The organism is Paenibacillus sp. YYML68 (assembly GCF_027923405.1).
Lineage (GTDB): Bacteria > Bacillota > Bacilli > Paenibacillales > NBRC-103111 > Paenibacillus_G.
The window spans coordinates 2,965,780-2,991,104 of the sequence record NZ_BQYI01000001.1; the positions used below are offsets into that span (position 1 = coordinate 2,965,780).

The window sequence follows — 25,325 nt, forward strand, 5'->3', positions numbered from 1 at the left end:
ATCAGGCCCCCTCGTTCTGATTCGCAAGCTGCTGCAGAGCCTGCTTAATTTCGTTCAGCTGCGTGTCAATTCGGGCATCAATGCTCCCGAACGACGAACGAACGACACAGCCCTGATCACGAACCGATCCATCCGGAATGATCTGCAGCTCGGCCTGAGAGTCAATATGAAGCAGCAGCTCTTCTCGTGCGTCTTGAATGTAAGCGAATTGTGAAGGTGACACGCACAGAGCGATGACACCCTTCTCCCTGCGGCGAGCGAGCACTTTGCGAATCATCTCCTTGATCCACTCCGGCTCAAGCGACAGCTGACGACCGATAATCTTCTCTGCAATCGAGCAGCTGAGCTCAATTAAGAACGGCTCGGACTCTTGAATAATGCTCTGCTTCATCGTGTACGCTTGATCAAGCACCGTGGAGGCTTCCTGCAGCATCTGCTCGTACTGCTCGCGCAGCGCTGCCTCTGCCTGCACGAGTCCCTCTTGATAGCCTTGCTCGAACCCTTGCATTTGCGCTTGGGTGAAAGTCTCTTCATCCAGCTGTCGACGTTCATGCCACCACGCTTCAATCTCTTGCACCGTCTGCTCCTTCAGCACAGCAGCCTCTTCCATGGCTGCCCGCACTTGCTCCTCGGCGAACTCCTGTGCATCCTTGAGCATGAGCTCCTTGGCCTGCATCAATTCCTCAAGCTCCTGCTGTTCAGCCTCAGAGACCGTCTCCGTTTCTGTAGACGCGTCCTCAGCAGCTGGAATCGTAGTCGACGGCTTCACGACCATATGCTCTTCTGCAGGCACGTATTGGAAAAACTTGATGACATTAGACAATAATATCATCTCCTCCGCCGCGTGCAATGATAATTTCACCCGTCTCCTCGAGACGTCGGATCGTCGCTACGATGCGCGTCTGCGCCTCCTCCACGTCACGCAGCCTTACAGGACCCATGAACTCCATTTCCTCGCGGAACGTTTCGGCCATACGCTTGGACATGTTCTTGAATATCGCATCGCGCACTTCCTCGCTCGCTACCTTAAGCGCAAGCTGAAGATCGGCATTCTCGATGTCGCGAATAATACGCTGGATCGAACGATTGTCGATGTTGACGATATCCTCGAAGACGAACATCCGCTTCTTGATCTCCTCGGCCAGCTCCGGATCTTGAATCTCCAGAGAGTCGAGAATGGTGCGCTCCGTACCGCGATCGACACCGTTCAAGATTTGGACAACGGCCGTAATGCCGCCGGCGTTCGTATAATCCTGAGTGACCGTCGCAGACAGCTTCTGCTCGAGCACCCTTTCGACTTGGCTGATCACCTCTGGCGAAGTGCTGTCCATGAGCGCGATTCGCTTCGCCACATCAGCCTGCTTCTCTTGAGGGAGAGACGACAAGATGATCGACGCTTGCTCAGGCTGCAGATAGGAGAGCACGAGTGCGATCGTCTGCGAATTTTCATTCTGGATAAAGTTCAAGATCTGTGCAGGGTCTGCCTTGCGTGCGAAGTCGAACGGTCGAACCTGCAGCGTAGCGGTCAGGCGATTGATAATATCAAGTGCTTTCTGCGAGCCGAGCGCCTTCTCAAGTATATCTTTGGCGTAAGAGATACCGCCCTGCGATATAAACTCCTGTGCCAAGCAAATTTGATGGAACTCCGCCATGATGGCATCTTTCTCGACATTATCGACTTTGCGGACATTGGCTATTTCTAGCGTAAGCTGTTCGATCTCTTCGTCTCGAAGATGCTTGAATATTTGGGCTGACACCTCAGGACCTAAGCTGATCAGCAATATGGCTGCCTTCTGCCGTCCTGATAACATCGATTGCTGTACTTTAGCCAATTCAATACCACCTCTATTCGTCTACTAGCCAAGTTCGGAGCAAGTTCACGAATTCCTCCGGTTTCTTCTTCGCCAGCTGCTCCAGCTGCTTGCGCACCTGATTCTCATTCGACACGCTGTCAATATCGATCGTCGGATATTCCGTCTTCGCAGCAGCTGCTTCCTCCATCAGCGCCGCTTCCTCGGCCTCCTCCTGTGCTCTCTTCCTGCGACGTACCATCATGAACGCCCCGCCGGCTACTAGCGCAAGCGCCAAGCCGCCTAGAGCACCGTACAACAGCATCTCGTTCGAAGCCAGACCTTGCGTCTCGTTCGTTTTAGCGAACGCATGAGGAAACACAGTAACCTTCTTCGCAAGCTCCTCGTCCGTTAGCGGTACCTTGCTGTCCGCAAGCGCCGCGCGCACAACATTCGTTAAGATTTGCCGTACCGCTTCCGTCGTCTGTGGTGTTAAGGAGTTCTCATCTTCCGGATCCGGCGGCTCGATTCCGACATTAATCGTCAGATCCTTCACGATATAAGGAGTCGCTACAATTTCTTCCGTAATCCGGTTCACCTCATAGTTCACCGTTCGCGAGAGCTCCTCGGAGTTCGACTTGCCTGTGCTGGAGCTTCCCGGATATCCTGGCACGTCGGATTCACTCGTCCCCGGCACACCACCCTCAGCCGCTCCGCCATCGCTTGTGTAGTTCTTCTGGATCTCCTGAACCGATATTTCAAGTCCTGCCTGATCGACCTCATTCGGAGCGGTAACGAGATTACGAGTCGCTCTCGATTGATCGAAGTTCATTGTAGAGAACACGCTGACAATGACCTTGTCCCGGCCCAGTATGGCGCCGAGCATCTGCTGCACGTTACGCTGCACATCGTTACGGAACTGATTGTTCACCTCGAACTGCTCACGTACCGCATTGCCGGAATTCAGCTTGTTCGAGCCCTTAGAATATTCCAGCGGCTCGCCGTTAGAGTCCGAGATCGTAATGTTCTCGATCGGTAGTCCCTTCACGCTGTGCGAGACGAGATTGTACATCGTATCGACCTTCGCTTGGTCCAGCTGGTAGCCAGGCTTGATCTCGAGCACAACCGAAGCAGTCGCCTTCTCTGCCTCCTGCCCCTTGGGTAAAAACACGGTCTCCTTGGGCAAGCTAATCAAGACCTTGGAGCTGGCAATCGCATTGTTCGTATTGATCAGCTGCTGCAGCTCGCCTTGCACGGCGTTGATATATTTCACATCGAACTCACGATCTGTCGTACCGAACGTGCTGCTCTGGTTGAAGGCGCCATAGCCGATGTTACCGGTCTTGTTTAGACCTTGCGACTCTACCGCCAGCTTGACACTCGCTACCTCGCTGCGCGGCACGCCGATGCTTTTGCCGTCCTCGCTGAGCTGATACGGAATCTTAGCGCCGTCGAGATAGCTCTTGATGTTCGCCGCATCCGTAGGCTGCAGATTCGTATACGCAAGCGCGTACTCGGTTTTCGAAAAATTATAGCTGATTATCCCCAACGTCAGAACGACAAGTACAACAGTGGCGATAATCGTCATTCTTTGGGTCTTGCTAAATTGATTCCAATATTGCTTGACACGTTCCCAATATTGGAGCGCGTTCTCGTTCACTGTTTCACCCCATCCGATTAACCGTTACTTGTGCTCGATCAAGATTAGATCTGCATACGCATTATTTCCTGATAGGCCTCGATGACTTTATTCCGCACCTGTACGGTCAATTCCAAACCGAGCGAAGCTTTCTCCGACGCGATCATCAGCTGGTGAATATCAGACGTTTCCCCCTTAATGAACTGTTGATTCAACCGATCCACACCAGCCTGCTGCATATTCAGGTTATCCATAGCCTTGTTCAAAAATTGACCAAACTGCTCGGACACCTCAGATGCGCTTGTCTGCTTTGTTTCGACAAGTTTCGCCATTTTTAGCGGTTGAAGCCCGATTTTATCCACCATGTCTGATACCCCTTCTATTACTTAGTCTAGTCTAGCTTTCTTAACGACCAATTTCCAGTGCCTTTGTAACCATCGCCTTGGAAGCATTGAGCGCTGTAACGTTCGCCTCATACGACCGTGTTGCGGAAATCATATCGACCATTTCCTTCAAAACGTCAACGTTAGGCAGCATCACAAACCCGTTCTCGTCGGCATCCGGATGCGTTGGATTGTACACCTGCTTGAGCGGCGAACGATCCTCGATCACCTTCGTCACACGTACACCTTCGCCGGCTCCCGTATCTTTACCTGCCATCGCGTTCTGCAGCGTGTAAGCAAAGTTTTGCTGCTTCGGCTCGAACGTCACCAGCTTGCGCGTATACGGTACCCACTTGCCATTGACCATGCGAGCACGAGTCGTATCCGCATTGGCTATATTGGAAGATATTACGTCCATGCGAAACCGCTGTGCGGTCAGCGCGGAGGCGCTGATGTCATACCCATTCGTTAACCTCATCGTTATACCCTCCCGCCTATCGCTGTTCTCGTCTTCTTGATGTCCGCATTAATTTGTTGAACTATCGTATTGTAACGCAATTGATTCTTCGCCATCAATGCCATTTCGTAGTCAATATCTACATTGTTTAGGTTATTGTTCATATGACTTTGCGTATCTCGCATAATTTCTGGCTGAATCACCTGAGATTTACCGAATTCATAATGTCTGGAATCAGTGCGGAAACTGCTAAACGCTGGTGCATTTAGCTCTTTTTGCAATAACTGCTCAAACTTAACTTCGGATCTTTTGTAATGCGGCGTATCGACGTTAGCTATGTTATGGGCTATGACCTTTTGTCGAAGAGAAGCAGCGTCCAAGGATCGCTCCATTAAGGAGAATGACGATTTATTGAGTAACATTCAGGGCAACCCCCACTTTCGCAGAGTAATCTGACTAGTTATTCAACATACTTTATAAAATCTCCTCCTTCCTTCGACATTATCTTTGAAAAAAAATAATAGTAGTAAAGGCAGATCTTGTAGAACGAACGGACGATTGATATCATAGTTCATACTGGTAAAAATTACAACACGAAAAAAGCCCTATTGTAAATAGGACTTTCATTCATGCTTGAATAGATTCTAGTAGAAAAAAATGAGAAAAATTACGACTTCACATGCTGAAGTGCAGCCATCAGCTGGTCGTTCAGCACGCGAATATACGTTCCCTTCATCCCGAGTGAACGGGTCTCAATCACACCTGCGCTTTCCAGCTTACGGAGCGCATTGACGATAACTGATCGTGTAATGCCGACGCGGTCGGCGATTTTGCTGGCGACAAGCAAGCCCTCCGAGCCTTCCAGCTGGTCGAATATGTGCTCCACCGCCTCAAGCTCACTGAATGACAGAGAGCCTACCGCCACCTGTACGACGGCCTTGCTGCGGGCCTCGACCTCGATCTGCTCCGCCTTCTCGCGCAATATTTCCATCGCGACGACGGTTGAGCCATACTCGGCGAGAATAAGATCGTCATCGATGAATTGTCCAGCTCTCTTCGTCAGCACGAGCGTCCCCAGACGCTCACCACCACCCAGCACAGGCACCAAGGTGATGTAGAAGTCATCGGCGTTGCCGTGCTCCCCGAATACATCGAATGAGGAGGCTGCCTTCAGGTTGGACGACGTCTCGGTCACCTGCAGCAGCAACTGGTTGTATTCAGGAGGGAAACGATTCTCCTGCAGCAGAGACAGCCCGGTCATCTCCACCTGTCCTGACTCGGTAATCGCGCTCCCCAGCACCTTCCCCTTCCGGCTGACGACGAATATATCTGCCGCGACGATGTCGCGAAGCACGACAGCCATATCCATGAAGCTGACCGGATTGCCCGCCTCCTTCTGCAGCAGCTTGTTCAGTCTTCTGGTCTTCAATAATAAGCTCATGAACCGTTCCTCCAACTAACCGATTACAGGATGTACTGACTCAGATCCCGATTTTTCACAATGTCCGTCAGCTTCTCTCTTACATATTCCGGAGAAATCACAATTTGCTCCAATGTAATTTCAGGAGCCTCATACGAGAGATCCTCGAGCAGCTTTTCCAATATCGTATGCAGACGTCGCGCGCCGATGTTGTCTGTATTCTGATTCACTTCAGCAGCAATTCTGGCGACTTCCTGAATCGCCTCCTCCGAGAAGTCTACACGAATGCCTTCTGTCTCGAGCAGCGCCGTATATTGCTTCGTGAGTGCATTCTTCGGCTCCTTCAGAATGAGTACGAAGTCATCCTGCGTCAAGCTGCTGAGTTCGACACGAATCGGGAATCGCCCCTGCAGCTCGGGAATGAGATCAGACGGCTTCGCAATATGGAAGGCACCAGCGGCCATGAACAAGATGTAATCGGTCTTAACGGGTCCGTACTTCGTCATGACCGTCGAGCCCTCCACGATCGGCAGAATATCCCGCTGCACCCCTTCACGGGATACGTCGGGCCCGCCGCCGCGCGAGGAGCTTGCTATCTTATCGATCTCATCGATGAAAATGATGCCGCTCTGCTCCGCCCGCCTCACGGCCTCCTGGATCACCTCATCCATATCAAGCAGCTTCTGCGCTTCCTCCTGCAATAGCGACTTGCGCGCCTCCTTGATCGTCAGCTTGCGCTTCTTCGTCTTCTTCGGCATCAGGCTGCCGAACAGCTCCTGCATGTTCATGCCGGCTTGCTCATGCCCTTGCGCGCCGCCCAGCATATCGAGCATCGTCGGCGTATGGTCCTCGACCTCGATCTCGATCACCTGCTGCTCCAGCTCCCCACGCAGCAGTTGCTCGCGAACTTCCTTGCGGCGGCTAATGACTGTCGCATCCTGCTCAGGCTCGGCGTCGCTTGGAGCGCTCGCGCCTCCATTTTGACCGAACAGCATCTCGAGCGGGTTGCGTTGACCGCGGTTTTTGGCAGGACTCGGAACAAGAATCGAGACGATCCGCTCGGTCACCATCTGCTCCGCCTTGTCCTTCAGAAGCTCGGTCTTCTCCGCCTTCACCATTCGGATCGACGTCTCGACCAGATCCCGCACCATCGATTCGACATCGCGGCCGACATAGCCGACCTCGGTGAACTTCGTCGCTTCCACTTTAATGAACGGAGCGCCAACGAGCTTAGCCAGCCTCCTAGCGATTTCCGTCTTGCCGACGCCGGTAGGACCGATCATGAGAATATTTTTCGGTACGATCTCATCTCGAATCGATTCGTCTAGCAAGCTACGGCGATACCGATTGCGGAGTGCAACCGCGACCGACTTCTTAGCCTGTCGCTGACCAATGATGTATTTATCCAGTTCAGCTACAATTTGCTTCGGCGTTAATCCGCTTGCAGGCAATTTCTCCACCTCCTGAGCTATTCGATTTCCTCAACGATCAAGTTATGGTTCGTAAATACACAAATATCAGCCGCCATCGTCAGTGCCGCCTCAGCAATCTCCTTGGCGCTCATGCTCGGCGCGTACCGATGCAGCGCACGGCCCGCAGCAAGCGCGAAGTTACCGCCTGACCCGATGGCAAGTATGCCGTCATCCGGCTCAATAATTTCCCCGTTCCCTGAGATGAGCAGCAGCCCCGTCCGATCCATCACGATCATCATCGCCTCCAGACGGCGCAGGACACGATCCGAACGCCAATCCTTGGCCAGCTCCACCGCTGCCCGCTGCAGGTTGCCGTGGTGCTCCTCCAGCTTCGCCTCGAACTTCTCGAACAGCGTGATCGCGTCTGCAACTGAGCCCGCGAAGCCGGCGACGACGTTGCCTCTATACAACCGACGCACCTTCTTCGCATGAGACTTCATCACCATGCTGTTGCCGAACGTTACTTGTCCGTCACCTGCGATCGCGCCCTTCCCTTGATGGCGAATCGCAAATATCGTGGTCGCGTGAAACGTATCCATGGATCGATTTCCTCCTCCATTCAAAACGAAAACTAAGCTTTGCAAGCAAGCTTAGTTTTCATGAAATACCGCCCTGCAATCGCCATTATCTGGACAGACGGTTATATCGTAACATAGGACAAGTTTTATTTACAAGTCGAGTTGTGTACGTTTTGGGTAAAATTCTGAATTTTCGCAATCGCACGCTCTGCGATTTTCTCATAGCGCAGCTTCTTGTTCTTCACCTTCTCCTCCAGTGGAGGGAACAGGCCGAAATTCGCATTCATCGGCTGGAAGTGCTTGAAGTCCGCGGTCGTGATGTATTGCGCCATACTGCCGAGCGCAGTATCCGGCGGCAGCACGAGCAGCTCCTCACCCTTCGCATAGCGAGCCGCGTTCAGACCTGCCAGCAGCCCGGAGGCAGCGGATTCAACGTAACCCTCAACACCGGTCATCTGCCCGGCGAAGAACAGATTATCGCGTCTGCGGAACTGATACGTTGGATGCAGCAAGCTAGGAGAGTTAATGAACGTATTGCGATGCATCACACCGTAACGGACGAATTCCGCATTCTCAAGTCCTGGGATGAGCGACAGCACCCGCTTCTGCTCTCCCCACTTGAGGTGCGTCTGGAAGCCGACCAGGTTGTACAGCGTTCCCGCTGCATTGTCCTGACGCAGCTGGACGACCGCATACGGCAGCTCACCGGTACGAGGATTAATAAGTCCGACAGGCTTCATTGGGCCGAACAGCACCGTCTGCCGTCCGCGCTTCGCCATCACCTCGATCGGCATGCAGCCCTCGAAGTAGATTTCCTTCTCGAACTCCTTAATCGGAGCCGTCTCTGCCGAGATCAACGCCTCATAGAAGACGTTGAACTCCTCCTCGGTCATCGGACAGTTCAAGTAAGCCGCCTCGCCCTTGTCATAGCGGGACGCCAGGTACACCTTGTCCATATCGATCGAGTCCTTCTCGACGATCGGCGCTGCCGCGTCGTAGAAGTACAAGTACTCCTCACCTGTCAGCTCCTGCAGATGCTTGGACAACGCTGGCGACGTCAGTGGACCTGTCGCGACGACGGTAATTCCTTCCGGAAGCGTCTCCAGCTCCTCGTTGCGCACCTCAATCAGCGGGTGGTTCCTTAAGAGGCTTGTCACCTCGCCGGAGAAGCCATCGCGATCGACCGCGAGCGCTCCGCCCGCTGGCACCGCATGCTTGTCCGCCGCGCGCAAAATGACTGAGTTCATCATGCGCATCTCTTCCTTCAGCAGGCCGACCGCATTGGTCAGGCCGTTCGCCCGCAGCGAGTTGCTGCAGACGAGCTCTGCGAACTGCTCAGTAATGTGCGCCGGCGTCTTGACGGCTGGGCGCATCTCATATAACACAACAGGGACCCCTTGTGCAGCGATCTGCCATGCAGCTTCACTGCCGGCAAGCCCGGCCCCAATAACGGTAACACGCTGTAGCTCTGTCAATATAGCTCCTCCTGTTGCTCTGCAAGAGGACAGCTGACCTTGCGGTCAGCTGTCTTCGCAGTTATTCCATGTCGTCGATCTCATTTTCTTCCTTCGCTTCTTCCTTGAAGTCGCAGGACACACACTGTATGAACACGCCTGACTTGTTCCGCTTCTCAATCAGCATGCTCGAGCAGCTTGGACACGATTGCTCGACCGGCTTATCCCAAGAGACGAATTCACAGCTCGGATACTGGTCACAGCCGTAGAAGATACGCCCCTTCTTGCTGCGCCGCTCAATAATTTTGCCTTCGCCGCACGACTTACAGGCGACTCCGATATCCTTGACGATCGGCTTCGTGTTACGACAATCCGGGAATCCGGAGCAGGCGAGAAACTTGCCGAAGCGTCCCATCTTGTAGACAAAGTGCTTGCCGCACTTCTCACAGATCTCGTCTGACACCTCATCCTGAATCTCGATCTTCTCCATCTCTGATTCCGCAACCTCAAGCCGCTTCTCGAACGATTCGTAGAACTCGCTCAGCACCTGCACCCAATCTTCCTTGCCCTCCTCGATATGGTCCAGCCCCTCTTCCATATGAGCGGTGAACTCAATATCAAGTATTTCCGGGAAAAATTCGATCATCTGCTGGATGACAAGCTCCCCAAGCTCGGTCGGAATGAACTTCTTCTCCTCAATCGCGACGTAGCCTCGCTTCTGAATCGTCTCCAGCGTCGGCGCATACGTACTCGGACGACCGATGCCCATCTCCTCGAGCGCCCGCACAAGACGTGCCTCAGTATATCGCGGTGGCGGCTGGGTAAAATGCTGCTTCGGGTCGACCTGCTTCTTCGCTACCTGCTCACCTGGCGTAAGCGGCGGCAGCAGACGATCCTCATCGCCAGTATCTACTGCATCGTCGTTCCCTTCGACGTATACCTTCATGAAGCCGTGGAACTTGACCTTCGAGCCGACCGCACGGAACACCGTCTCGCCAGCCTTCAGATCGACCGTCATCGTATCCAGAACAGCCGATGCCATCTGGCTAGCAACGAAGCGCTCCCAGACCAGCTTATATAAGCGGAACTGATCGCGGCTCAGGTGCGCCTTAATCTGGTCCGGCTCACGCAGCACCGAGCTCGGTCGAATCGCTTCGTGGGCATCCTGCGCATTGCTGTTCTTCTTCACGTATACCCGCGGCGTCTCCGGGTAATAAGACGCTCCGTACTTCTGTTCGATGTAAGCCTTCGCCTCCTCCTGCGCCACAGGGGATATGCGCGTCGAATCGGTTCTCATGTACGTAATCAGACCGACGGTCCCTTCGCTACCCAGATCAATACCCTCATACAGCTGCTGGGCCACGGACATCGTCTTCGAGGCGCGGAAGCCAAGCTTACGGGCGGCCTCCTGCTGCATCGAGCTCGTAATGAATGGCGGCGACGGGTTGCGCAGACGCTCCTTCTCCTTGACCTCGGCCACAACGAACTCAGCTTGCTCAAGAGTCCGCAGTACAGTCTGCACGTCCGCCTCGTTATGAAGCTCCTTCTTCTCACCCGCTACGGAATGGAACTTCGCCTCGAATTCGTTCTTCCCGGCTGCGAGCTTCGCCGTAATCGTCCAATATTCCTCCGGCTCGAACGCCTTGATCTCGTTCTCTCGATCGAAGATGAGCTTGACCGCAACAGACTGAACGCGCCCTGCAGACAAGCCCTTCTTCACTTTCTTCCATAATAGAGGACTGATCTTGTAGCCGACAAGACGATCGAGAATACGTCTAGCCTGCTGCGCGTTCACGAGATCCTGATTAATTTTGCGCGGCGTCTTGAAGGCGTCCTTCACGGCCTGCTTCGTAATTTCGTTGAATACGACGCGGCATGCTTCTTGATCGGACAGCTCCAAATAGTGGGCCAAGTGCCACGCAATCGCTTCCCCTTCGCGATCAGGGTCAGCCGCCAGATACACTTTTTTCACCTTCTTGCTCGCATCCTTCAATTCCTTGAGAACAGAGCCTTTACCGCGTATCGTAATGTATTTCGGCTCGAAGTTTTTTTTAACTTCGACGCCGATCTGGCTTTTCGGTAAATCCCGTATATGTCCCATCGAAGCTTTGACGATAAATTTACTGCCCAAGTACTTACTGATCGTTTTCGCTTTGGCGGGTGATTCCACAATGACTAACGAATCGGCCATAGGTGTCCTTCCCCCTTCAACAATTAAAAGTATGTATAATAATCAAGTTATGGTGTAGGCAGATCCCGGAAGTTCTACGATTCGTCGCATCATTAGTAAATTTATCAGAACTGCATGCAAATGTCCAAAGCTAAATTGCGTGTGCATGAGCAGCTGATCAATCGTTAGAGGACCATTCGCGAGCAAATCGCAGATTCTGCGTTCGTCCTTCGTCAGTGCGGTGTTCGGTTCATTCGTGTACGGCATGTGCGTTGATGGCTCCATGTCTAATCGTCCCGCGTACTCCTCCATAATATCGCTTGCACTTGTTACAAGCTTGGCTCCACTTTTCAGGAGCTGCAGCACACCTTGGCTCTTCGGTGAGTTGATGGGCCCGGGAATCGCGAACACATCGCGCGAGTAGTCGAGCGCAAGCTCCGCTGTAATGAGCGAGCCGCTGCGAACAGCCGCCTCCACCACCATGACCCCCTCGCTTAAGCCTGCGATAATACGGTTGCGCTGCGGGAATAGGCCCGCCACCGGCTTCGTCCCTAGCGGATATTCGGTCAACAGAAGTCCCGAGCTGGCGATGCGCAGGAACAGCTGCTTGTTCTCAGCTGGATACACATGATCAAGGCCGTGGCCGAGCACGGCGATCGTGCTTCCCCTGCCGCGCAGAGCACCAATATGCGCCTGACTGTCAATGCCTCGCGCCAAGCCGCTGACGACGCAGATTCCAGACGCTGCCAGCTCCTCGGAGAGCCTCTCGGCCGTCGTCTTACCATAGACTGTAGGTGTGCGGGTGCCGACAACACCAACGCTCAGCGTGTGCAGCCTTGACTTGTCACCCTTCATGTACAGCAGCCACGGCGGATCGGCCGTTTCCTTCAGCATAGACGGATAATCGTCATCCCAAACCGTCACCCACTGAATTCCATGCTGCTCGTATCGAGCGAGCTGCTGCTCCAGCCAGCTCTCACTTATGTTCTCGTGCGCTGCGATCGTCTGATGTAGCTGGGCAGCGCGAACAGGTGTGAAGCCGAGCTGCTGCCAATCGGCAGCCTCCAACGTCCGAATATGATCCAGCTGCTCGAACCGTTCAGTTATGAGCCGCAGCGTCTTCCAGCCAATACCAGGAAGCTGGTGTAAGCCAAACAATACGTGACGATTATCCATTAGTATATCTCACTCCTTATAATAGAAACAACTTTTCAGCCGAACAGCCGCAGATCATGTGAAATAACGAAAACAGCCTCCCCAATTCGTCTCAAGACGAAATGGAGAGGCTGCTTGCCTTCATTCCTTATATATAAGCTTAATAAGCTTATCTTACTTCTTCGTGATGCACTTCTCGAGAAGACCCTTCTCTTCAAGCACGCTAACGAGTGTGGAGCCCATGTCGGATGGTGTTGGAGCTACCTTAATGCCGCAACGCTCCATGGTCGCCACCTTCTCAGCCGCCGTACCTTTACCGCCGGAGATGATCGCGCCCGCATGACCCATACGCTTGCCCGGAGGCGCTGTAGCGCCGCCGATGAAGCCAACTACAGGCTTTGTCATGTTCGCTGCGATCCACTCTGCTGCTTCTTCCTCAGCCGTACCGCCGATCTCACCGATCATGATCACCGCGTACGTCTCTGGATCGTCATTGAACAGCTTCAGAATGTCGATGAACTCGGAGCCCTTAACTGGGTCGCCGCCGATACCAACAGCGGACGATTGACCGATGCCGCGTGTCGAAAGCTGGTGAACCGCCTCATACGTCAGAGTTCCGCTACGGGATACGACGCCAACATGACCTGGTGTGTGGATGTATCCAGGCATGATACCGATCTTGCACTCGCCTGGCGTAATAACGCCTGGGCAGTTCGGTCCGATCAGACGAGTCTTCTTGCCTTCCATGTAACGGCTAACCTTCACCATGTCAAGTACCGGAATACCTTCCGTGATGCAGATAACCAGTTCCATCTCAGCATCTACAGCTTCCATGATGGAGTCAGCTGCGAATGCCGGTGGTACGTAAATAACGGATGCTGTTGCACCTGTCGCTTGCTTCGCTTGTACCACTGTGTTGAAGATTGGCAGCGAAACCGTTGTGCCATTCTCCAGCGTAATATCAACGTTAGTGCCGCCCTTACCCGGCGTTACGCCGCCAACCATTTGCGTGCCGTACTCCAGGCCGCCCTTGGTATGGAACATACCTGTCGCGCCGGTGATCCCTTGCGTGATAACCTTCGTATTTTTATCTACCAAAATAGACATGTTTATGGTTCACATCCCCTGATATATTTGAAAAAGGCAAAGCCTGTCTAATGCAATCGTACCGCGTTCAATTACTTCACAAGAGCAACGATCTTCTGAGCGCCGTCAGACATCGAATCCGCTGCAACGATGTTCAGGCCGGACTCGTTCAGCATCTTCTTGCCAAGCTCTACGTTCGTACCTTCCAGACGCACCACGAGCGGACGGTCAAGACCAAGCTCGCGAGCAGCCGAAATAACGCCGTCAGCGATGATGTCGCACTTCATGATACCGCCGAAGATATTAACGAAGATTCCCTTCACGTTCTCATCGGAAAGGATGATCTTGAACGCTTCAGTAACCTTCTCCTTTGTCGCACCGCCCCCTACATCGAGGAAGTTAGCGGGTTCGCCGCCGAAGTACTTGATAATATCCATCGTCGCCATCGCAAGACCTGCACCGTTAACCATGCAGCCGATGTTGCCGTCAAGGGCAATGTAGCTCAGGTCGAACTTGGACGCTTGAATTTCCTTCTCATCTTCCTCGTCCAAGTCGCGCAGCTCAAGAATGTCCTTGTGACGGAACAGTGCGTTGGAATCGAAGTTCAGCTTCGCATCCAGTGCCATAACGTTACCATCGCCAGTCACTACGAGCGGGTTGATCTCAGCGATCGAGCAGTCCTTCTCCACGAACGCTGTGTACAGCGCCTGGATGAACTTCGCAGCCTTGTTCACAAGCTCAGTAGGGATGTTGATGTTGTACGCAAGACGACGTGCCTGGAACGCCTGCAGACCGATAGCCGGATCTACAACTTCCTTGAAGATTTTCTCTGGGGAATGCTCGGCAACCTCTTCGATCTCCGTGCCGCCCTCTTCGGAGCCCATGATCACGACGCGACCTGTAGCGCGGTCAACGACGACACCGATGTAGTACTCCTTCTTAATATCGCAGCCCTGCTCGATGAGCAGACGCTTCACTTCTTTACCTTCTGGGCCTGTCTGGTGAGTAACCAGCGTTTTGCCGAGAATTTCTTGAGCGTATGTACGTACATCGTCCAGGCTCTTCGCGATTTTAACGCCGCCTGCTTTACCGCGTCCGCCGGCATGAATTTGCGCCTTCACGACGACAACGGAGGTTCCAAGCTCTTTCGCCGCTTCCACCGCTTCGTCAACCGTGAAAGCTACTTTACCCTCAGGTACGGCAACCCCGTACTGTTTGAGCACTGCTTTGCCTTGATACTCATGGATATTCATTTAGCAAAATCCTCCTATCGGTATTGACTTACTCTATGGAATCGACCCGTTCCGCTGCCGGAATGAGTAGATCAACATAATTGGATGCGTTCACCAAGGGATAGCATGTCCGAACTGGCAAACCTTACTCATTGTAACACTTTTTTTAGGCGAGTTCCTTACTTTTATGATAAACTGCCGATATATCTTTTTTATTGAAGGCGTAAGTAATTGTTTTCGGGAGGGTGACAATGAAATGCTGAGAATTGCTATCGATATGGATGAGGTTATCGCCGATACGCTCGCGATGCATCTAAGCGAGTATAACCGTAAATTCGGTGCGGCGCTGACACGAGACGACATGTTGGGCACGAAGCTGCGATGGCTGCGGCCCGAGCATGCCGGGGAGGCGCGCGCGATTCTTGACCAGCCGCAATTTTTCCGCAAGCTCGAGGTCATGCCGGGGTGTCAGGAGGTTATAGCTGAGCTGAACGAGAGATTCGAGGTGTTCATCGCGACAGCGGCGATGGAGGTTCCGTCTTCGTTCCATGAGAAATACGAATGGCTGAAGGAACACTTCCCATTCCTCGACGATATGAACTTCGTCTTCTGCGGCGACAAGGGCATCGTGCATGCCGACTATTTGATCGACGACAACCCGCGCCACTTCGAGCGGTTCCGCGGCACTGGACTGCTGTTCGATGCGCCTCACAATGCGGAGGAGACACGATATATTCGGGTCAAGGATTGGAGCGAGGTAAAGGCGTATTTTTCCAGTATGAAGTAAGTGGTACGTACAGGACGAAGCAGCGCCCCCTCGGAGCAGCTCCATAGGCTCCAGAATACCTTCTCCCCTCTGACGAACGGACCTTTCCTAAGCTTCAGTTGCGCGTAAGTCCCGATCACAGTACAATGTTGTGTAATAACAGGTATCACGTTAGGCGACTGGGGAAGCACCTCGTGCCATGATTATTTCATGGGAGAGGTGTTTTTTTGTTATGTATGGCAAAGTGACCAGCGCGTGCCTGCACGGTGTTGACGGCAGATTGATCGAGGTCGAGGTGGACTTGAGCAATGGGCTCCCACAGATGAATATCGTCGGTCTTCCTGACAGTGCCGTGAAGGAATCAATCGAGCGCGTCCGCGCCGCGATCAAAAACTGCGGCTTCACGTTCCCGCTCCAGCGCATCACCGTTAATTTGGCGCCGGCTGATATTCGCAAGGAAGGAGCTGCGTTCGATCTCGCAATCGCCCTCGGCATACTCGCCACGAGCGGACAGATCGACAAGCAATCGGTGGAGAATACACTGATTATCGGAGAGCTGTCACTGGACGGCTCGGTGCGTCCGGTGCCAGGTGTGCTGTCGATGCTGGAGGCGGCGCTGAAGCACGGCATCCGTCAAGTCATCGTACCCGCAGGCAATGCCGAGGAGGCGGGCTGGATTAGCGGAATCGAGGTAAGACCGGAATCGCATCTCATGGGATGGAGCCGTATTCAAGCGACTTCGGTTGTCCGCGCACACACCTACGTTGTCGGCACGGAGCAGGCATCGGCTTGTACATTTCAGTCTAAGGCTCGCGGCAGCGTTGCTTGCCAGTATGCAGATGAGGGTACCCCCTCCCTCGATACCGAGGGCGAGCAGCCGCACCAGGATGATTACGCGGACGTCAGCGGTCAGCTGCACGTGAAGCGAGCACTGATGATCAGCGCAGCTGGCATGCACAACATCATTCTGATCGGTCCTCCCGGCACGGGCAAAACGATGCTCGCGAAGCGGCTGCCAACGATACTGCCGCCTATGAACGAGCAGGAATCGCTCGATGTGACCAAAATTTACAGTGTATCCGGTAAGTTCGCCGACCGTCGCCAGCTCGTACGCCAGCGGCCGTTCCGCGCGCCGCACCATACGATCTCGGCCGCAGGCCTCGTCGGAGGCGGGGGTGTGCCGAAGCCGGGCGAGATCAGTCTCGCCCATCGGGGCGTGCTGTTCCTCGATGAGCTGCCCGAATTCTCAAGAGCGGCACTAGAGGTGCTTCGCCAGCCGATCGAGGACCGATGGGTAACGATCGGAAGGGCGAAGGCCGTGTACCGATTCCCGGCTCACTTCCTGCTTGCAGCCTCGATGAACCCTTGCCCGTGCGGCTATCTCGGCTCAAGCGACCCGAGCGGTAGCGAGCTGTGCGTCTGCTCTCCGCTGAAGATCGCCCAATATCGGTCCAAAGTATCAGGACCACTGCTCGACCGCATCGACCTGCATGTCGAGGTGCCGAAGGTGCCCTACAACGAGCTCAATACTCCGATCAAGCCGCTGTCCTCCGCCGAAATGCGCGCCTGTGTCGAAGTGGCTCATGGGATCCAGCTTGAGCGGTACCGCTCAAGCGGATATACCTTCAACAGTGAGCTGAGTGGTCGAGCACTGCGTGAGCATTGCCGACTGGAGCTTAACGCAGCCAAGCTGCTGGAGCGCTCCTTCACGACGCTTGGGCTAAGTGTTCGCTCGTACGACCGCATTATGAAGCTGTCGAGGACGATTGCAGACTTGGATGGAGCGGGCGAGGTACAGGCGCAGCATGTAGCCGAAGCGCTGCAGTACCGGAGCTTGGATCGGAAGAGGGGATAACAGGGGGGAGATGAAGATCGTTAAGATCCGTAAGGTGCATCTAGTTCGATAATGTGGTTGTCGACGTCCTGGATGTAGATTTGTGCGAAGCCTGCTACACTATGCGGCCTAGCTTCATAGGGGATACCCTGCTGCTCCAGCCATGCGATAGCAGCGCTATAGCTCGACACCCACACGGCGAAATGGCTGTCCGTCGAATCGATGGAACCTTGCCTGAGCGTCTCTCCAGCGGGCTGCTCGATCAGATGAAGCTGCTGCTGACCGATCGTGTACCAGATGCCCCTGGACTGAAACGGCGGCCTGTCGATTTCCGCCAAACCAAGCACAGCCGAATAGAAGGCTCTCGCTTTCTCCAAATTCCGAACGGCCAAGCTGATATGATGAACACGTTCAAATTCAATCATCGGCTGACACTCCTGTCTCTAGATTCTTGTGCGGTCAAAACGCGCAGCGCCTCCTGTTCATTTAGAAGGCGCTGCGTATATGATCCAGCTGCTGGACGACGCCCTCTGCGTTGATCCGCACTGAGATGACATCGAAGCGCATCTGCATCGCGTGCTTGCGCTGCTCATGAACGAACACTTGTGCGGTACGAATCAGCTGCAGCTGTTTACGGGCATTGACAGATTCGAAGGGTGTTCCGAAGCGCTCGCTCATATTGCGCGTTCTTACCTCAATAATAACCAAGGCACCGTCATCCTCCGCTACAATGTCGAGCTCGCCGGATCGGCAGCGCCAATTGTGAGCGAGCACACGGAATCCTTGCTTCTGGATATGCTGTAAGGCAGCCGCCTCGCCTCGTGCGCCACGCTGCTTGCGCCCGGCCAAATGCTCGTTCATCCGCCCTGCCCCCATTCCTTCGCCCTAGCATCGGACCTGTAAATGTAGGAGAGTACCTCAGCGACAAGTCTGTACAGCTCTGGCGGTATTTCTTGATCAATATCCAGCTTGGAGAGCACTTCAACGAGTGACGGGTCCTCTTGAATCGGAACGCCGCTCTCCTTCGCTTTCTCTAGAATCGATTCGGCTATGCGCCCCTTGCCCTTCGCTACGACCTTCGGGGCGGCTGAGCTGCTTGGGGAATATTGGAGCGCGACCGCTTTTTTCTTCGAGAGTGATGACTGCTGCTCTTGTTCACGGCTCATACCCGAATATCGACTCCTTTGTATGGCTTTTGCCCATAGACGGATGAGATGGAAGCCGCCTTCGCTCCAGCATCCCCCTTGCTTCCACCGCCACCTTCGTTCAGCTCACTCAGCTTCTCTGGATATGGACTCACCTTCATGGAAATAAATTGGTAGCCAATTGACGCTAGCCCTGACTCAATGTCTTCCCGATGAGAGTCGAGCAGCTGCTGCGTGAATGGCTCATTATTGTGGATGTTCAGGCTGACGATCCGGTTGACTACGTGCACATCGACAAGCGTATCGCCGAGCGCCTTCATCTTCAGGTCAAACAGCAGTCGACAGTTGCTGGAATCAAGTCTGCCTTTACCGCCCTTGCGCGATTGAATGTGGATCGCTGCGGTCTGCGATCCGTCCCCCTGATGAATGGGCACGAACAAGGTGAGATGGGAGAACATCGCGGACTTGTCATGGCTGAGCAGCAGCTGCTGCCCGGTAATATGCTGCACCGCCTGCTGCGCCGCCTGCTTCAGCTCACTCGACGCCTCCGGCGACTGTGCGAGCTGCATGAGGACACTCTTAAGCGATTCCGTCGACTTCGCAGATGCATCAGCCGTGGCGCCGGACTCGCCGCCCAGCAGCTTAAGCGCCTGCTGCTCATGCTCAACGCCGAGCGCCTTCATCAGGCGCCCGAGCAGTTCGGCGCCATCAGGCTGCGCTGCGCCCGCGCCTTGCTGCGCTGCGCCCTGCTGCGCTGCGCCCGCGCCTTGCTGCGCTGCGCCCTGCTGCGCTGCGCCCGCGCCCTGCTGCGCTGCGCTCGCGTCCTGCTGCGCTGCGCCTGCGCCTGGCTGCGCTGCGCCCGCGCCCTGCTGCGCTGCGCCCGCGCCTGGCTGCGCTGCGCCTGCGCCCTGCTGCGCTGCGCTCGCGCCCTGCGCTGCGCCCGCGCCTTGCTGCGCTGCGCTCGCGCTCTGCTGCGCTGCGCCTGCGCCCTGCTGCGCTGCGCTCGCGCCCTGCGCTGCGCCCGCGCCCTGCTGCGCTGCGCCCGCGCCTTGCTGCGCTGCGCTCGCGCTCTGCTGCGCTGCGCCTGCGCCCTGCTGCGCTGCGCTCGCGCCCTGCGCTGCGCCCGCGCCTTGCTGCGCTGCGCCCGCGCCCGGCTGCGCTGCGCCCGCGCCCTGCTGCGCTGCGCCCGCGCCTTGCTGCGCTGCGCCCGGCTGCGCTGCGCCCGCGCCCTGCTGCGCTGCGCCCGCGCCCTGCTGCGCTGCGCCTGCGCCTTGCTGCGCTGCGCCTGCGCCTTGCTGCGCTGCGCCCGCGCCTTGCTGCGCTGCGCTCGCGCCCTGCTGCGCTGCGCCCGCGCCCTGCGCTGCGCCTGCGCCCTGCTGCGCTGCGCCTGCACCCTGCTGCGCTGCGCCCGCGCCCTGCTGCGCTGCGCTCGCGCCCTGCTGCGTTGTCCCCGCCAGCTCACCACCTGCCGCCTTCACCTGCTGGAGCAGCGACTTCACCGATTCGAGCAGCTGCCGAGCTTCTGCGCCAAGCGGCTTACCTGACGTTAGCTCCCGCTCCACAGCTGCTGCCAGCTGGTCCAGCGTCTCATGCATCGGTTGCCCTTGGATCGCCTGCCGCAAGCCTTGCACCGTCTCTACCGTTAACGGCAGACCTTTTTGCAACGCAATCGCCGCAGCAGGCACCCATTCCTCCGCTTTCGCGTTAGGCGGCATCTGGGCTTGAAGCGTGGCAAAGGCTTGTACGTTCTCCTTCGTCAGCGGCACACGAGATTGCTGAAGCAGCTGCAGCAGCTGCCGATGCTCTACTGTATCGTCAAGCCCCATCGTCTTCAACACATCAGCTATCGAGGAATCAGATATTCGCGCCGAAGACGAAAACAGAGGCTTCAGCACGATTTGACCGCCTGCAGATTCCGGCTGCACCTGAAGCATCGTCACCTCCCCTTGCTTAAGCGGAGTCTCCAGCTGCGCGCGAACATGCGTTCCTCCGATATTCAATAGCGCATCCTTCTCCGAAAACTGCTGCAGCACGACACCCTTCACCACTTGACCGACCTTCAGCTCCAGTGACTTCGGCTCCTGCAGGTGCGTATCTCCCATGAAGCCACGCAGCATCCCCGATATGTTCATCCTTCTTCCTCCTCTCTTCGATCCATATGACTCTCTTTGGCGAAACCAAAGACCATCGTCGTCTATACCTTATATATCGGCCATTCACCCTGCTCCTATGACACCAACTTACACAGTGCTAATAGCCACCACGGACACTTTGGACACGATCAGAACACTCGATCAGAACAGCACCTGCTGCTGCGCTTCAATATTGCGCAGGAACGTGCGCCGATGCAGCGGACACGGCCCGAACTCCATAATGCGTTCCCGGTGCGCCTTCGTTGCATACCCTTTATGTATCGCAATCCCGTATTCCGGATACTCGCTGTCCCATTGCCTGCACATCCGGTCTCTGGTCACCTTCGCGATGATCGAGGCTGCTGCAATCGACTGGCTCACCGCGTCCCCATGAATGATCGCCAGCTGCTCATAGGGCACATCCACCTTCTCCGCATCGACAAGCAGCATGTCCGGTACCGGCTGTAGCTGCTCCACGGCCGCCTTCATTGCCAATCTCGCCGCTTGCTTAATATTGACGCGCTCAATCGTAGCCACATCGATAACGCCGATTCCGATCGCGACCGCTTCCTGCTGAATCAGCTCATAGAGCGATTCGCGCTTCCTCTCGGACAGCTTCTTCGAATCATTCACGCCCTCGAGTATCATTCCTTGAGGCAATATGACTGCAGCCGCGACGACATCTCCAAGCAGGCAGCCGCGACCGACCTCATCGACTCCGGCGATGAGCCGTTTACCGAGCGCCCACTGCTCCTGTTCGTGGTGAAGACCAGCTTCCACAGTATTCACTCCTATCCGTAATTCTCGCTTCTCGGCATTCTTGCCGTTCGCAACAATGTATTTTTCATTATAACGTACAGCACCTTGAAGTGACTATCCCATCTGCATTGATCACCTTATCCATCATTTGCATATGCTCGCATATTGTGGCTGCCACCCAGCACATACTAATCCCTAGACTGATTAAGAAACGACATTGGAAGAGGTGACTCCCGATGAACGATACAGGGGCACACACAGTCATGAACGCCGTCCATCAAAGTCTGGGGGCAACCTCAGATCTAATGCGCCAGCACATACAAGGCTTCGGAACGACGTACCAGCTTATGTATCTGGATACCGTCGTAGATGAGAAGCTGATTCAGGATCGACTTCTGGAACCTTTCTACAAGATGCAGCAGCAGGGCACCTACCGTACGTACCTGCAATCCATTGCACTGCCTGTCGCTGATATGAACGCAGAGATTGTGACCCGTAAGCTTTTAGAGGGGTTTGCTGCGATCGCATTCGATACTATATATCTGATTGATGTACGAAAGCATTGGGAAGCCAAGCCTCTCGAGGCTGCCATTGAGAAGGTCATCCAAGGTCCGCAGACAGGCTTCAGCGAGTCGCTGCCGCTTAACATCGGTATATTACGCACGCATTACCCACAGCCGACCTTACAGGTGGAGTCGTTCAAGGTAGGCAAGCTATCTCAGACCCCCATCGTAATTGCATACGATCGTAGGATGACAGACCCGAAGCTGCTCGACAAGGTACGGCAGGCGATCACCTCCGTCAATGTCGACGTAGTCCAAGGCATCGGACAGCTGCAGAGTGCCATGAACTGCCAAAAGTACAGCCTCTTTCCCAAAATGCTGTTGACCGAGCGCCCGGACAGAGCCGTGCATAGTGTAGCTCAGGGAAAAATCGTCCTGCTCGGCGAAGGCTTTCCGTTCGGTGCCATTTTGCCTGTGGTGTTCTACGACTTCATCTCGTCCATGGAGGATACGTATCAATCGTACTGGGTCAGCCGCTTTCTCGTCGCCCTTCGGTACTTCGGCTTGTTCATCAGCGTCTCGTTGCCTGCCTTGTATGTGGGCGTGACCGCCTTCAACCCGGAAATATTCCGGGTACAGCTCGCCCTCTCCATTGCCGGAAGTCGGGTCAGCGTGCCTTATCCAGCCTTCATTGAAGTGCTCTTCATGCTCGTCATGATGGAGCTGCTGACCGAAGCGAGTATACGTCTGCCGAAGACGATCGGCTCCACGGCTACAACGGTAGGCGGTCTAATACTCGGTCAAGCCGCTACAGAGGCCGGACTCGTATCCAATATTATGATTATTATCGTATCGGTCGTCGCGATATCGAACTTCGTCATTCCGATCAATACGATGAGCTTCTCGATCCGCGTCATTAAGTATGTCATATTGACGCTCACGATCATGTTCGGCATGATCGGCCTTATTTTCGGATTGCTTGGCATCGTTGCCTATCTGATTCAGCTCGAGAGCTTCGGTCAGCCGTACTTTAAGCTCTACATCAAGGACACCTACAAGCACAAGCGCTCCGCTTAATGCAACGAAGGAGTGACCGAATTGCGTGTATTTATTAACTTGTTTTTTGTCAACGTCCTTGTTCAAGTCATCGTATTCGTTCCGTCCATCCTGCTGCAGGAACGATTCACTGGAGGCTTTCTAGCAATCCCAGGCGGAATTATCGTCGGGACGGCGCTCGTCCTACTGTTCGTCTGGTCGATGAACCAATTCCCTGGTCAAGGGTTGCCGGAAATGATGCAGCATACATCCGCATGGTACCGCATACCACTGCTGCTGTTCATGGCTCTCATGTGGTTTTCGGCCGGTCTGATCACAATGATTTCGATTACCGACATTACGATTCGCTTTATCAACGTCGAAACACCCGGCACGAGCATGATCGTCACTCTTACGCTGTTCATCTCGATCATCCTCTTCATTCATCGTTCCGAGCACGTCATCTCGTTTGTCGAGGTCGTTCTCGTGTTCAGCATGCCGTTGATCTTTATTATTTTTTTCCAGGCGCTTCGCAATGAGAACTTGCAATGGCCTGCAATTATGGAGGTCGCCACCCATATTCAGCACCTCCCCTCGTACCAAGCGATCGCCGCCTCGAGCTATATGTTCACCGGCTATACGAATCTCATCATATTTAACCGGTTGAATTCGAAGCCGATCCCGATGAAATGGCTGTGGTTCGCCCCCGTGCTCGGCATTGTCAATTTATTGACGTCATTCTGTATTCCGGTCGGACTGCACGGCGCGGACGGCGTCACCGATTATACGTACCCATGGGTTATAACCGCGGACTCGCTTCGCATTGAATACGGTCCGATCGAACGACTCACCTCCATATTCCTGCTACTGTACATCGGGGTGTCGACGATCAGCATACTCATTCATTGGCACGTCATGCTGCAGTTGCTCTATGCCGTCTTTCGTACCCAAGATCCCAAGAGCTTGCAGCACAGGCGGCTGACTGTCGTTACACTCGCGCTGCTCACGGTAGCCGCTTATTTCACTGAGAAGTCCGTGCGTGCGTATTACATCTTTGATATTGCCGAGGTGTGGATGCAAATACGACTAGGTGCCGAATTTATTCTCGTAGGCGTCGTGCTATACTTGGCTATGAGGAGGAAGAAAGCGTGACAAGCCGAACTCAAATCATAATCGCCGTGCTCAGCTTACTCATGCTATTCGGAATGCTGTCCGGCTGCGGATACAAGGATATTGACAAGCGGTTATTCGCCGTGTCGATCGGAGTCGATAAGGTAGACAATGAAGACAAACCAATCCATGTCATCGTCAAGCTCGCTATTCCTTCCGGACAAGTCAAGGTTGGCCAAGAAGCCTTCATCCTCGTCAAGGAGGAAGGTCGCTCGATCTCCGAGGCTATGCGTGTCATCAAGTCCAAGATTGATAAGGAGCTCGATTTCAGCCACGCGAAAGCGATTATTTTGGGAGAAGAGCTTGTGAAATCAAATGTAGACGAATGGGTGGATTGGTTCATCCGCCGCAGGGATGTGCAGAAGATTGCGTGGGTCGGTGTCGGCAAGCCGGATGCGGCTGCCGTTCTGGAGCTGAAGCCGAAGTCGGAACGAATTCCATCGAACGCTGTCTTCCTCACCTTCGGGTCCACCGGAACAGAAAGCGCCTATATCGCATCCGAATATATGTTCGATTTCCGCAGACGGCTTGAAGAGAGAGGGCTAGACCCGATATTGCCGATCTTGGAGGTAATCAAAGACCCTGAGCTTATTGAAGTGAACAAAGCGGCTGTTTTTGACAAGAAGAAGCAGAGACTGTCACTATCGCCTGAGCAGGTGAAGTACTATCACATTATGGCGAACCGGATGGAGCGCAGCATCATTCAGGCCGAGCTGGATGGTGATACTTTCTACCTCGATACGGATGAATCAAAGGCATCGTACCGCTTTAACGAAGAGAAAGACAGGCGACTCACGATTGAAGTGAAGCTTGAGCTGGAAGGAACGATAGAGGAGACGCATGCACCGATCCGAATCGAACAGCTAAGCGCATATAAGCAAGCTGTAGAAGCTACTGTTCACAAGGAAGCGCTCGGACTGCTGAAGCTGCTACAGAAGGAGAAGCTGGACCCTATCGGTCTAGGCCTAAGATACCGTGCGCGAAGCTTCAGCGAGGACGACTGGGAGCAGTGGCAGCAGTTGTACCCGGAGGCGAGGTTCGAGGTGAAGGTAGACTATGTGATTCAAAGCACGGGTGTTCTTTCTACGTCCGATTAGTCCATCTGCACCATAGACTGCTTGAGCTACTATGCCATTAGACGAGGTAACAGCGACCATCAATTCCCGATCATGAGCAACCGCCTGTAGCAGCAATTCTCGCTTAAG

At 54.5% G+C, this 25,325-nt stretch carries 24 protein-coding genes; 5 read left to right on the forward strand and 19 right to left on the reverse strand.

Going from position 1 to position 25,325, the window contains the following annotated elements:
- Window position 1: 1 nt before the first annotated feature.
- The 14 genes from PAE68_RS13425 to sucC form a co-directional block, all read right to left on the reverse strand.
- Entirely contained in the window at window positions 2–823 is an 822-nt protein-coding gene (locus tag PAE68_RS13425) for a FliH/SctL family protein (protein ID WP_281887639.1), read from the reverse strand.
- Complete coding sequence (gene fliG, locus PAE68_RS13430; protein ID WP_281891060.1) at window positions 816–1,811, reverse strand: flagellar motor switch protein FliG; 996 nt, start codon at window positions 1,809–1,811, stop codon at window positions 816–818. The genes PAE68_RS13425 and fliG overlap by 8 nt, the downstream gene beginning before the upstream one ends.
- A 34-nt stretch (window positions 1,812–1,845) precedes the next feature.
- On the reverse strand, window positions 1,846–3,450 hold the full coding sequence (gene fliF, locus PAE68_RS13435; RefSeq protein ID WP_281887641.1) for a flagellar basal-body MS-ring/collar protein FliF: 1,605 nt from the start codon (window positions 3,448–3,450) through the stop codon (window positions 1,846–1,848).
- 44 nt (window positions 3,451–3,494) lie between these two features.
- Complete coding sequence (gene fliE, locus PAE68_RS13440) at window positions 3,495–3,794, reverse strand: flagellar hook-basal body complex protein FliE (RefSeq protein WP_281887643.1); 300 nt, start codon at window positions 3,792–3,794, stop codon at window positions 3,495–3,497.
- A gap of 40 nt (window positions 3,795–3,834) precedes the next feature.
- On the reverse strand, window positions 3,835–4,290 hold the full coding sequence (gene flgC, locus PAE68_RS13445; RefSeq protein WP_281887645.1) for a flagellar basal body rod protein FlgC: 456 nt from the start codon (window positions 4,288–4,290) through the stop codon (window positions 3,835–3,837).
- A 2-nt stretch (window positions 4,291–4,292) separates the two neighbouring features.
- Window positions 4,293–4,691 (reverse strand): flagellar basal body rod protein FlgB, encoded by a 399-nt coding sequence (flgB, locus tag PAE68_RS13450; protein WP_281887647.1) that lies wholly within the window; start codon window positions 4,689–4,691, stop codon window positions 4,293–4,295.
- Between the two features lie 245 nt (window positions 4,692–4,936).
- On the reverse strand, window positions 4,937–5,710 hold the full coding sequence (gene codY, locus PAE68_RS13455) for a GTP-sensing pleiotropic transcriptional regulator CodY (protein ID WP_281887649.1): 774 nt from the start codon (window positions 5,708–5,710) through the stop codon (window positions 4,937–4,939).
- A gap of 23 nt (window positions 5,711–5,733) precedes the next feature.
- Window positions 5,734–7,140 carry an ATP-dependent protease ATPase subunit HslU gene (gene hslU / locus PAE68_RS13460; protein ID WP_281887651.1) on the reverse strand — a complete coding sequence of 469 codons (1,407 nt, stop codon included), beginning with the start codon at window positions 7,138–7,140 and terminating at the stop codon, window positions 5,734–5,736.
- Window positions 7,141–7,157: 17 nt separating this feature from the next.
- Complete coding sequence (gene hslV / locus PAE68_RS13465) at window positions 7,158–7,700, reverse strand: ATP-dependent protease subunit HslV (protein WP_281887654.1); 543 nt, start codon at window positions 7,698–7,700, stop codon at window positions 7,158–7,160.
- A gap of 125 nt (window positions 7,701–7,825) precedes the next feature.
- A complete protein-coding gene (gene trmFO / locus PAE68_RS13470) occupies window positions 7,826–9,154 on the reverse strand; it encodes an FADH(2)-oxidizing methylenetetrahydrofolate--tRNA-(uracil(54)-C(5))-methyltransferase TrmFO (RefSeq protein WP_281887655.1) in 1,329 nt (442 codons plus the stop codon).
- Window positions 9,155–9,215: 61 nt separating this feature from the next.
- Window positions 9,216–11,324 carry a type I DNA topoisomerase gene (gene topA / locus PAE68_RS13475; RefSeq protein WP_281887656.1) on the reverse strand — a complete coding sequence of 703 codons (2,109 nt, stop codon included), beginning with the start codon at window positions 11,322–11,324 and terminating at the stop codon, window positions 9,216–9,218.
- Window positions 11,325–11,366: 42 nt separating this feature from the next.
- Window positions 11,367–12,479, reverse strand: coding sequence for a DNA-processing protein DprA (gene dprA / locus PAE68_RS13480; RefSeq protein ID WP_281887658.1), 1,113 nt, complete (start codon window positions 12,477–12,479; stop codon window positions 11,367–11,369).
- Window positions 12,480–12,632: 153 nt separating this feature from the next.
- Window positions 12,633–13,565: a succinate--CoA ligase subunit alpha gene (sucD, locus tag PAE68_RS13485; protein ID WP_281887659.1), complete on the reverse strand. Its 933-nt coding sequence runs from the start codon at window positions 13,563–13,565 to the stop codon at window positions 12,633–12,635.
- A gap of 71 nt (window positions 13,566–13,636) precedes the next feature.
- Entirely contained in the window at window positions 13,637–14,797 is a 1,161-nt protein-coding gene (sucC, locus tag PAE68_RS13490) for an ADP-forming succinate--CoA ligase subunit beta (RefSeq protein ID WP_281887661.1), read from the reverse strand.
- A 235-nt stretch (window positions 14,798–15,032) separates the two neighbouring features.
- On the opposite strand from sucC, the gene PAE68_RS13495 reads away from it, so the two are divergent.
- Together PAE68_RS13495 and PAE68_RS13500 are read left to right on the forward strand one after the other, a co-directional pair.
- Complete coding sequence (locus tag PAE68_RS13495; RefSeq protein ID WP_281887662.1) at window positions 15,033–15,563, forward strand: 5' nucleotidase, NT5C type; 531 nt, start codon at window positions 15,033–15,035, stop codon at window positions 15,561–15,563.
- A gap of 211 nt (window positions 15,564–15,774) precedes the next feature.
- Complete coding sequence (locus PAE68_RS13500; RefSeq protein WP_281887664.1) at window positions 15,775–17,397, forward strand: YifB family Mg chelatase-like AAA ATPase; 1,623 nt, start codon at window positions 15,775–15,777, stop codon at window positions 17,395–17,397.
- A gap of 20 nt (window positions 17,398–17,417) precedes the next feature.
- Here PAE68_RS13500 and PAE68_RS13505 read toward each other — a convergent pair whose 3' ends face one another.
- The 5 genes from PAE68_RS13505 to PAE68_RS13525 form a co-directional block, all read right to left on the reverse strand.
- Entirely contained in the window at window positions 17,418–17,801 is a 384-nt protein-coding gene (locus PAE68_RS13505; protein ID WP_281887665.1) for a VOC family protein, read from the reverse strand.
- 61 nt (window positions 17,802–17,862) lie between these two features.
- Complete coding sequence (locus tag PAE68_RS13510) at window positions 17,863–18,237, reverse strand: YraN family protein (protein ID WP_281887667.1); 375 nt, start codon at window positions 18,235–18,237, stop codon at window positions 17,863–17,865.
- A complete protein-coding gene (locus PAE68_RS13515) occupies window positions 18,234–18,542 on the reverse strand; it encodes an EscU/YscU/HrcU family type III secretion system export apparatus switch protein (protein ID WP_281887669.1) in 309 nt (102 codons plus the stop codon). The genes PAE68_RS13510 and PAE68_RS13515 overlap by 4 nt, the downstream gene beginning before the upstream one ends.
- Window positions 18,539–20,653: a hypothetical protein gene (locus PAE68_RS13520; RefSeq protein WP_281887670.1), complete on the reverse strand. Its 2,115-nt coding sequence runs from the start codon at window positions 20,651–20,653 to the stop codon at window positions 18,539–18,541. The genes PAE68_RS13515 and PAE68_RS13520 overlap by 4 nt, the downstream gene beginning before the upstream one ends.
- A 162-nt stretch (window positions 20,654–20,815) precedes the next feature.
- Complete coding sequence (locus PAE68_RS13525; RefSeq protein ID WP_281887671.1) at window positions 20,816–21,433, reverse strand: ribonuclease HII; 618 nt, start codon at window positions 21,431–21,433, stop codon at window positions 20,816–20,818.
- Window positions 21,434–21,648: 215 nt separating this feature from the next.
- Here PAE68_RS13525 and PAE68_RS13530 point away from each other — a divergent pair, with 215 nt between their 5' ends.
- From PAE68_RS13530 to PAE68_RS13540, 3 genes are read left to right on the forward strand one after another with little or no spacing between them, the layout of a single operon-like run.
- Window positions 21,649–22,992, forward strand: coding sequence for a spore germination protein (locus PAE68_RS13530; RefSeq protein WP_281887672.1), 1,344 nt, complete (start codon window positions 21,649–21,651; stop codon window positions 22,990–22,992).
- Window positions 22,993–23,013: 21 nt separating this feature from the next.
- Complete coding sequence (locus tag PAE68_RS13535) at window positions 23,014–24,102, forward strand: hypothetical protein (protein WP_281887673.1); 1,089 nt, start codon at window positions 23,014–23,016, stop codon at window positions 24,100–24,102.
- A complete protein-coding gene (locus PAE68_RS13540; RefSeq protein ID WP_281887674.1) occupies window positions 24,099–25,217 on the forward strand; it encodes a Ger(x)C family spore germination protein in 1,119 nt (372 codons plus the stop codon). The genes PAE68_RS13535 and PAE68_RS13540 overlap by 4 nt, the downstream gene beginning before the upstream one ends.
- Window positions 25,218–25,325 lie beyond the last annotated feature (108 nt).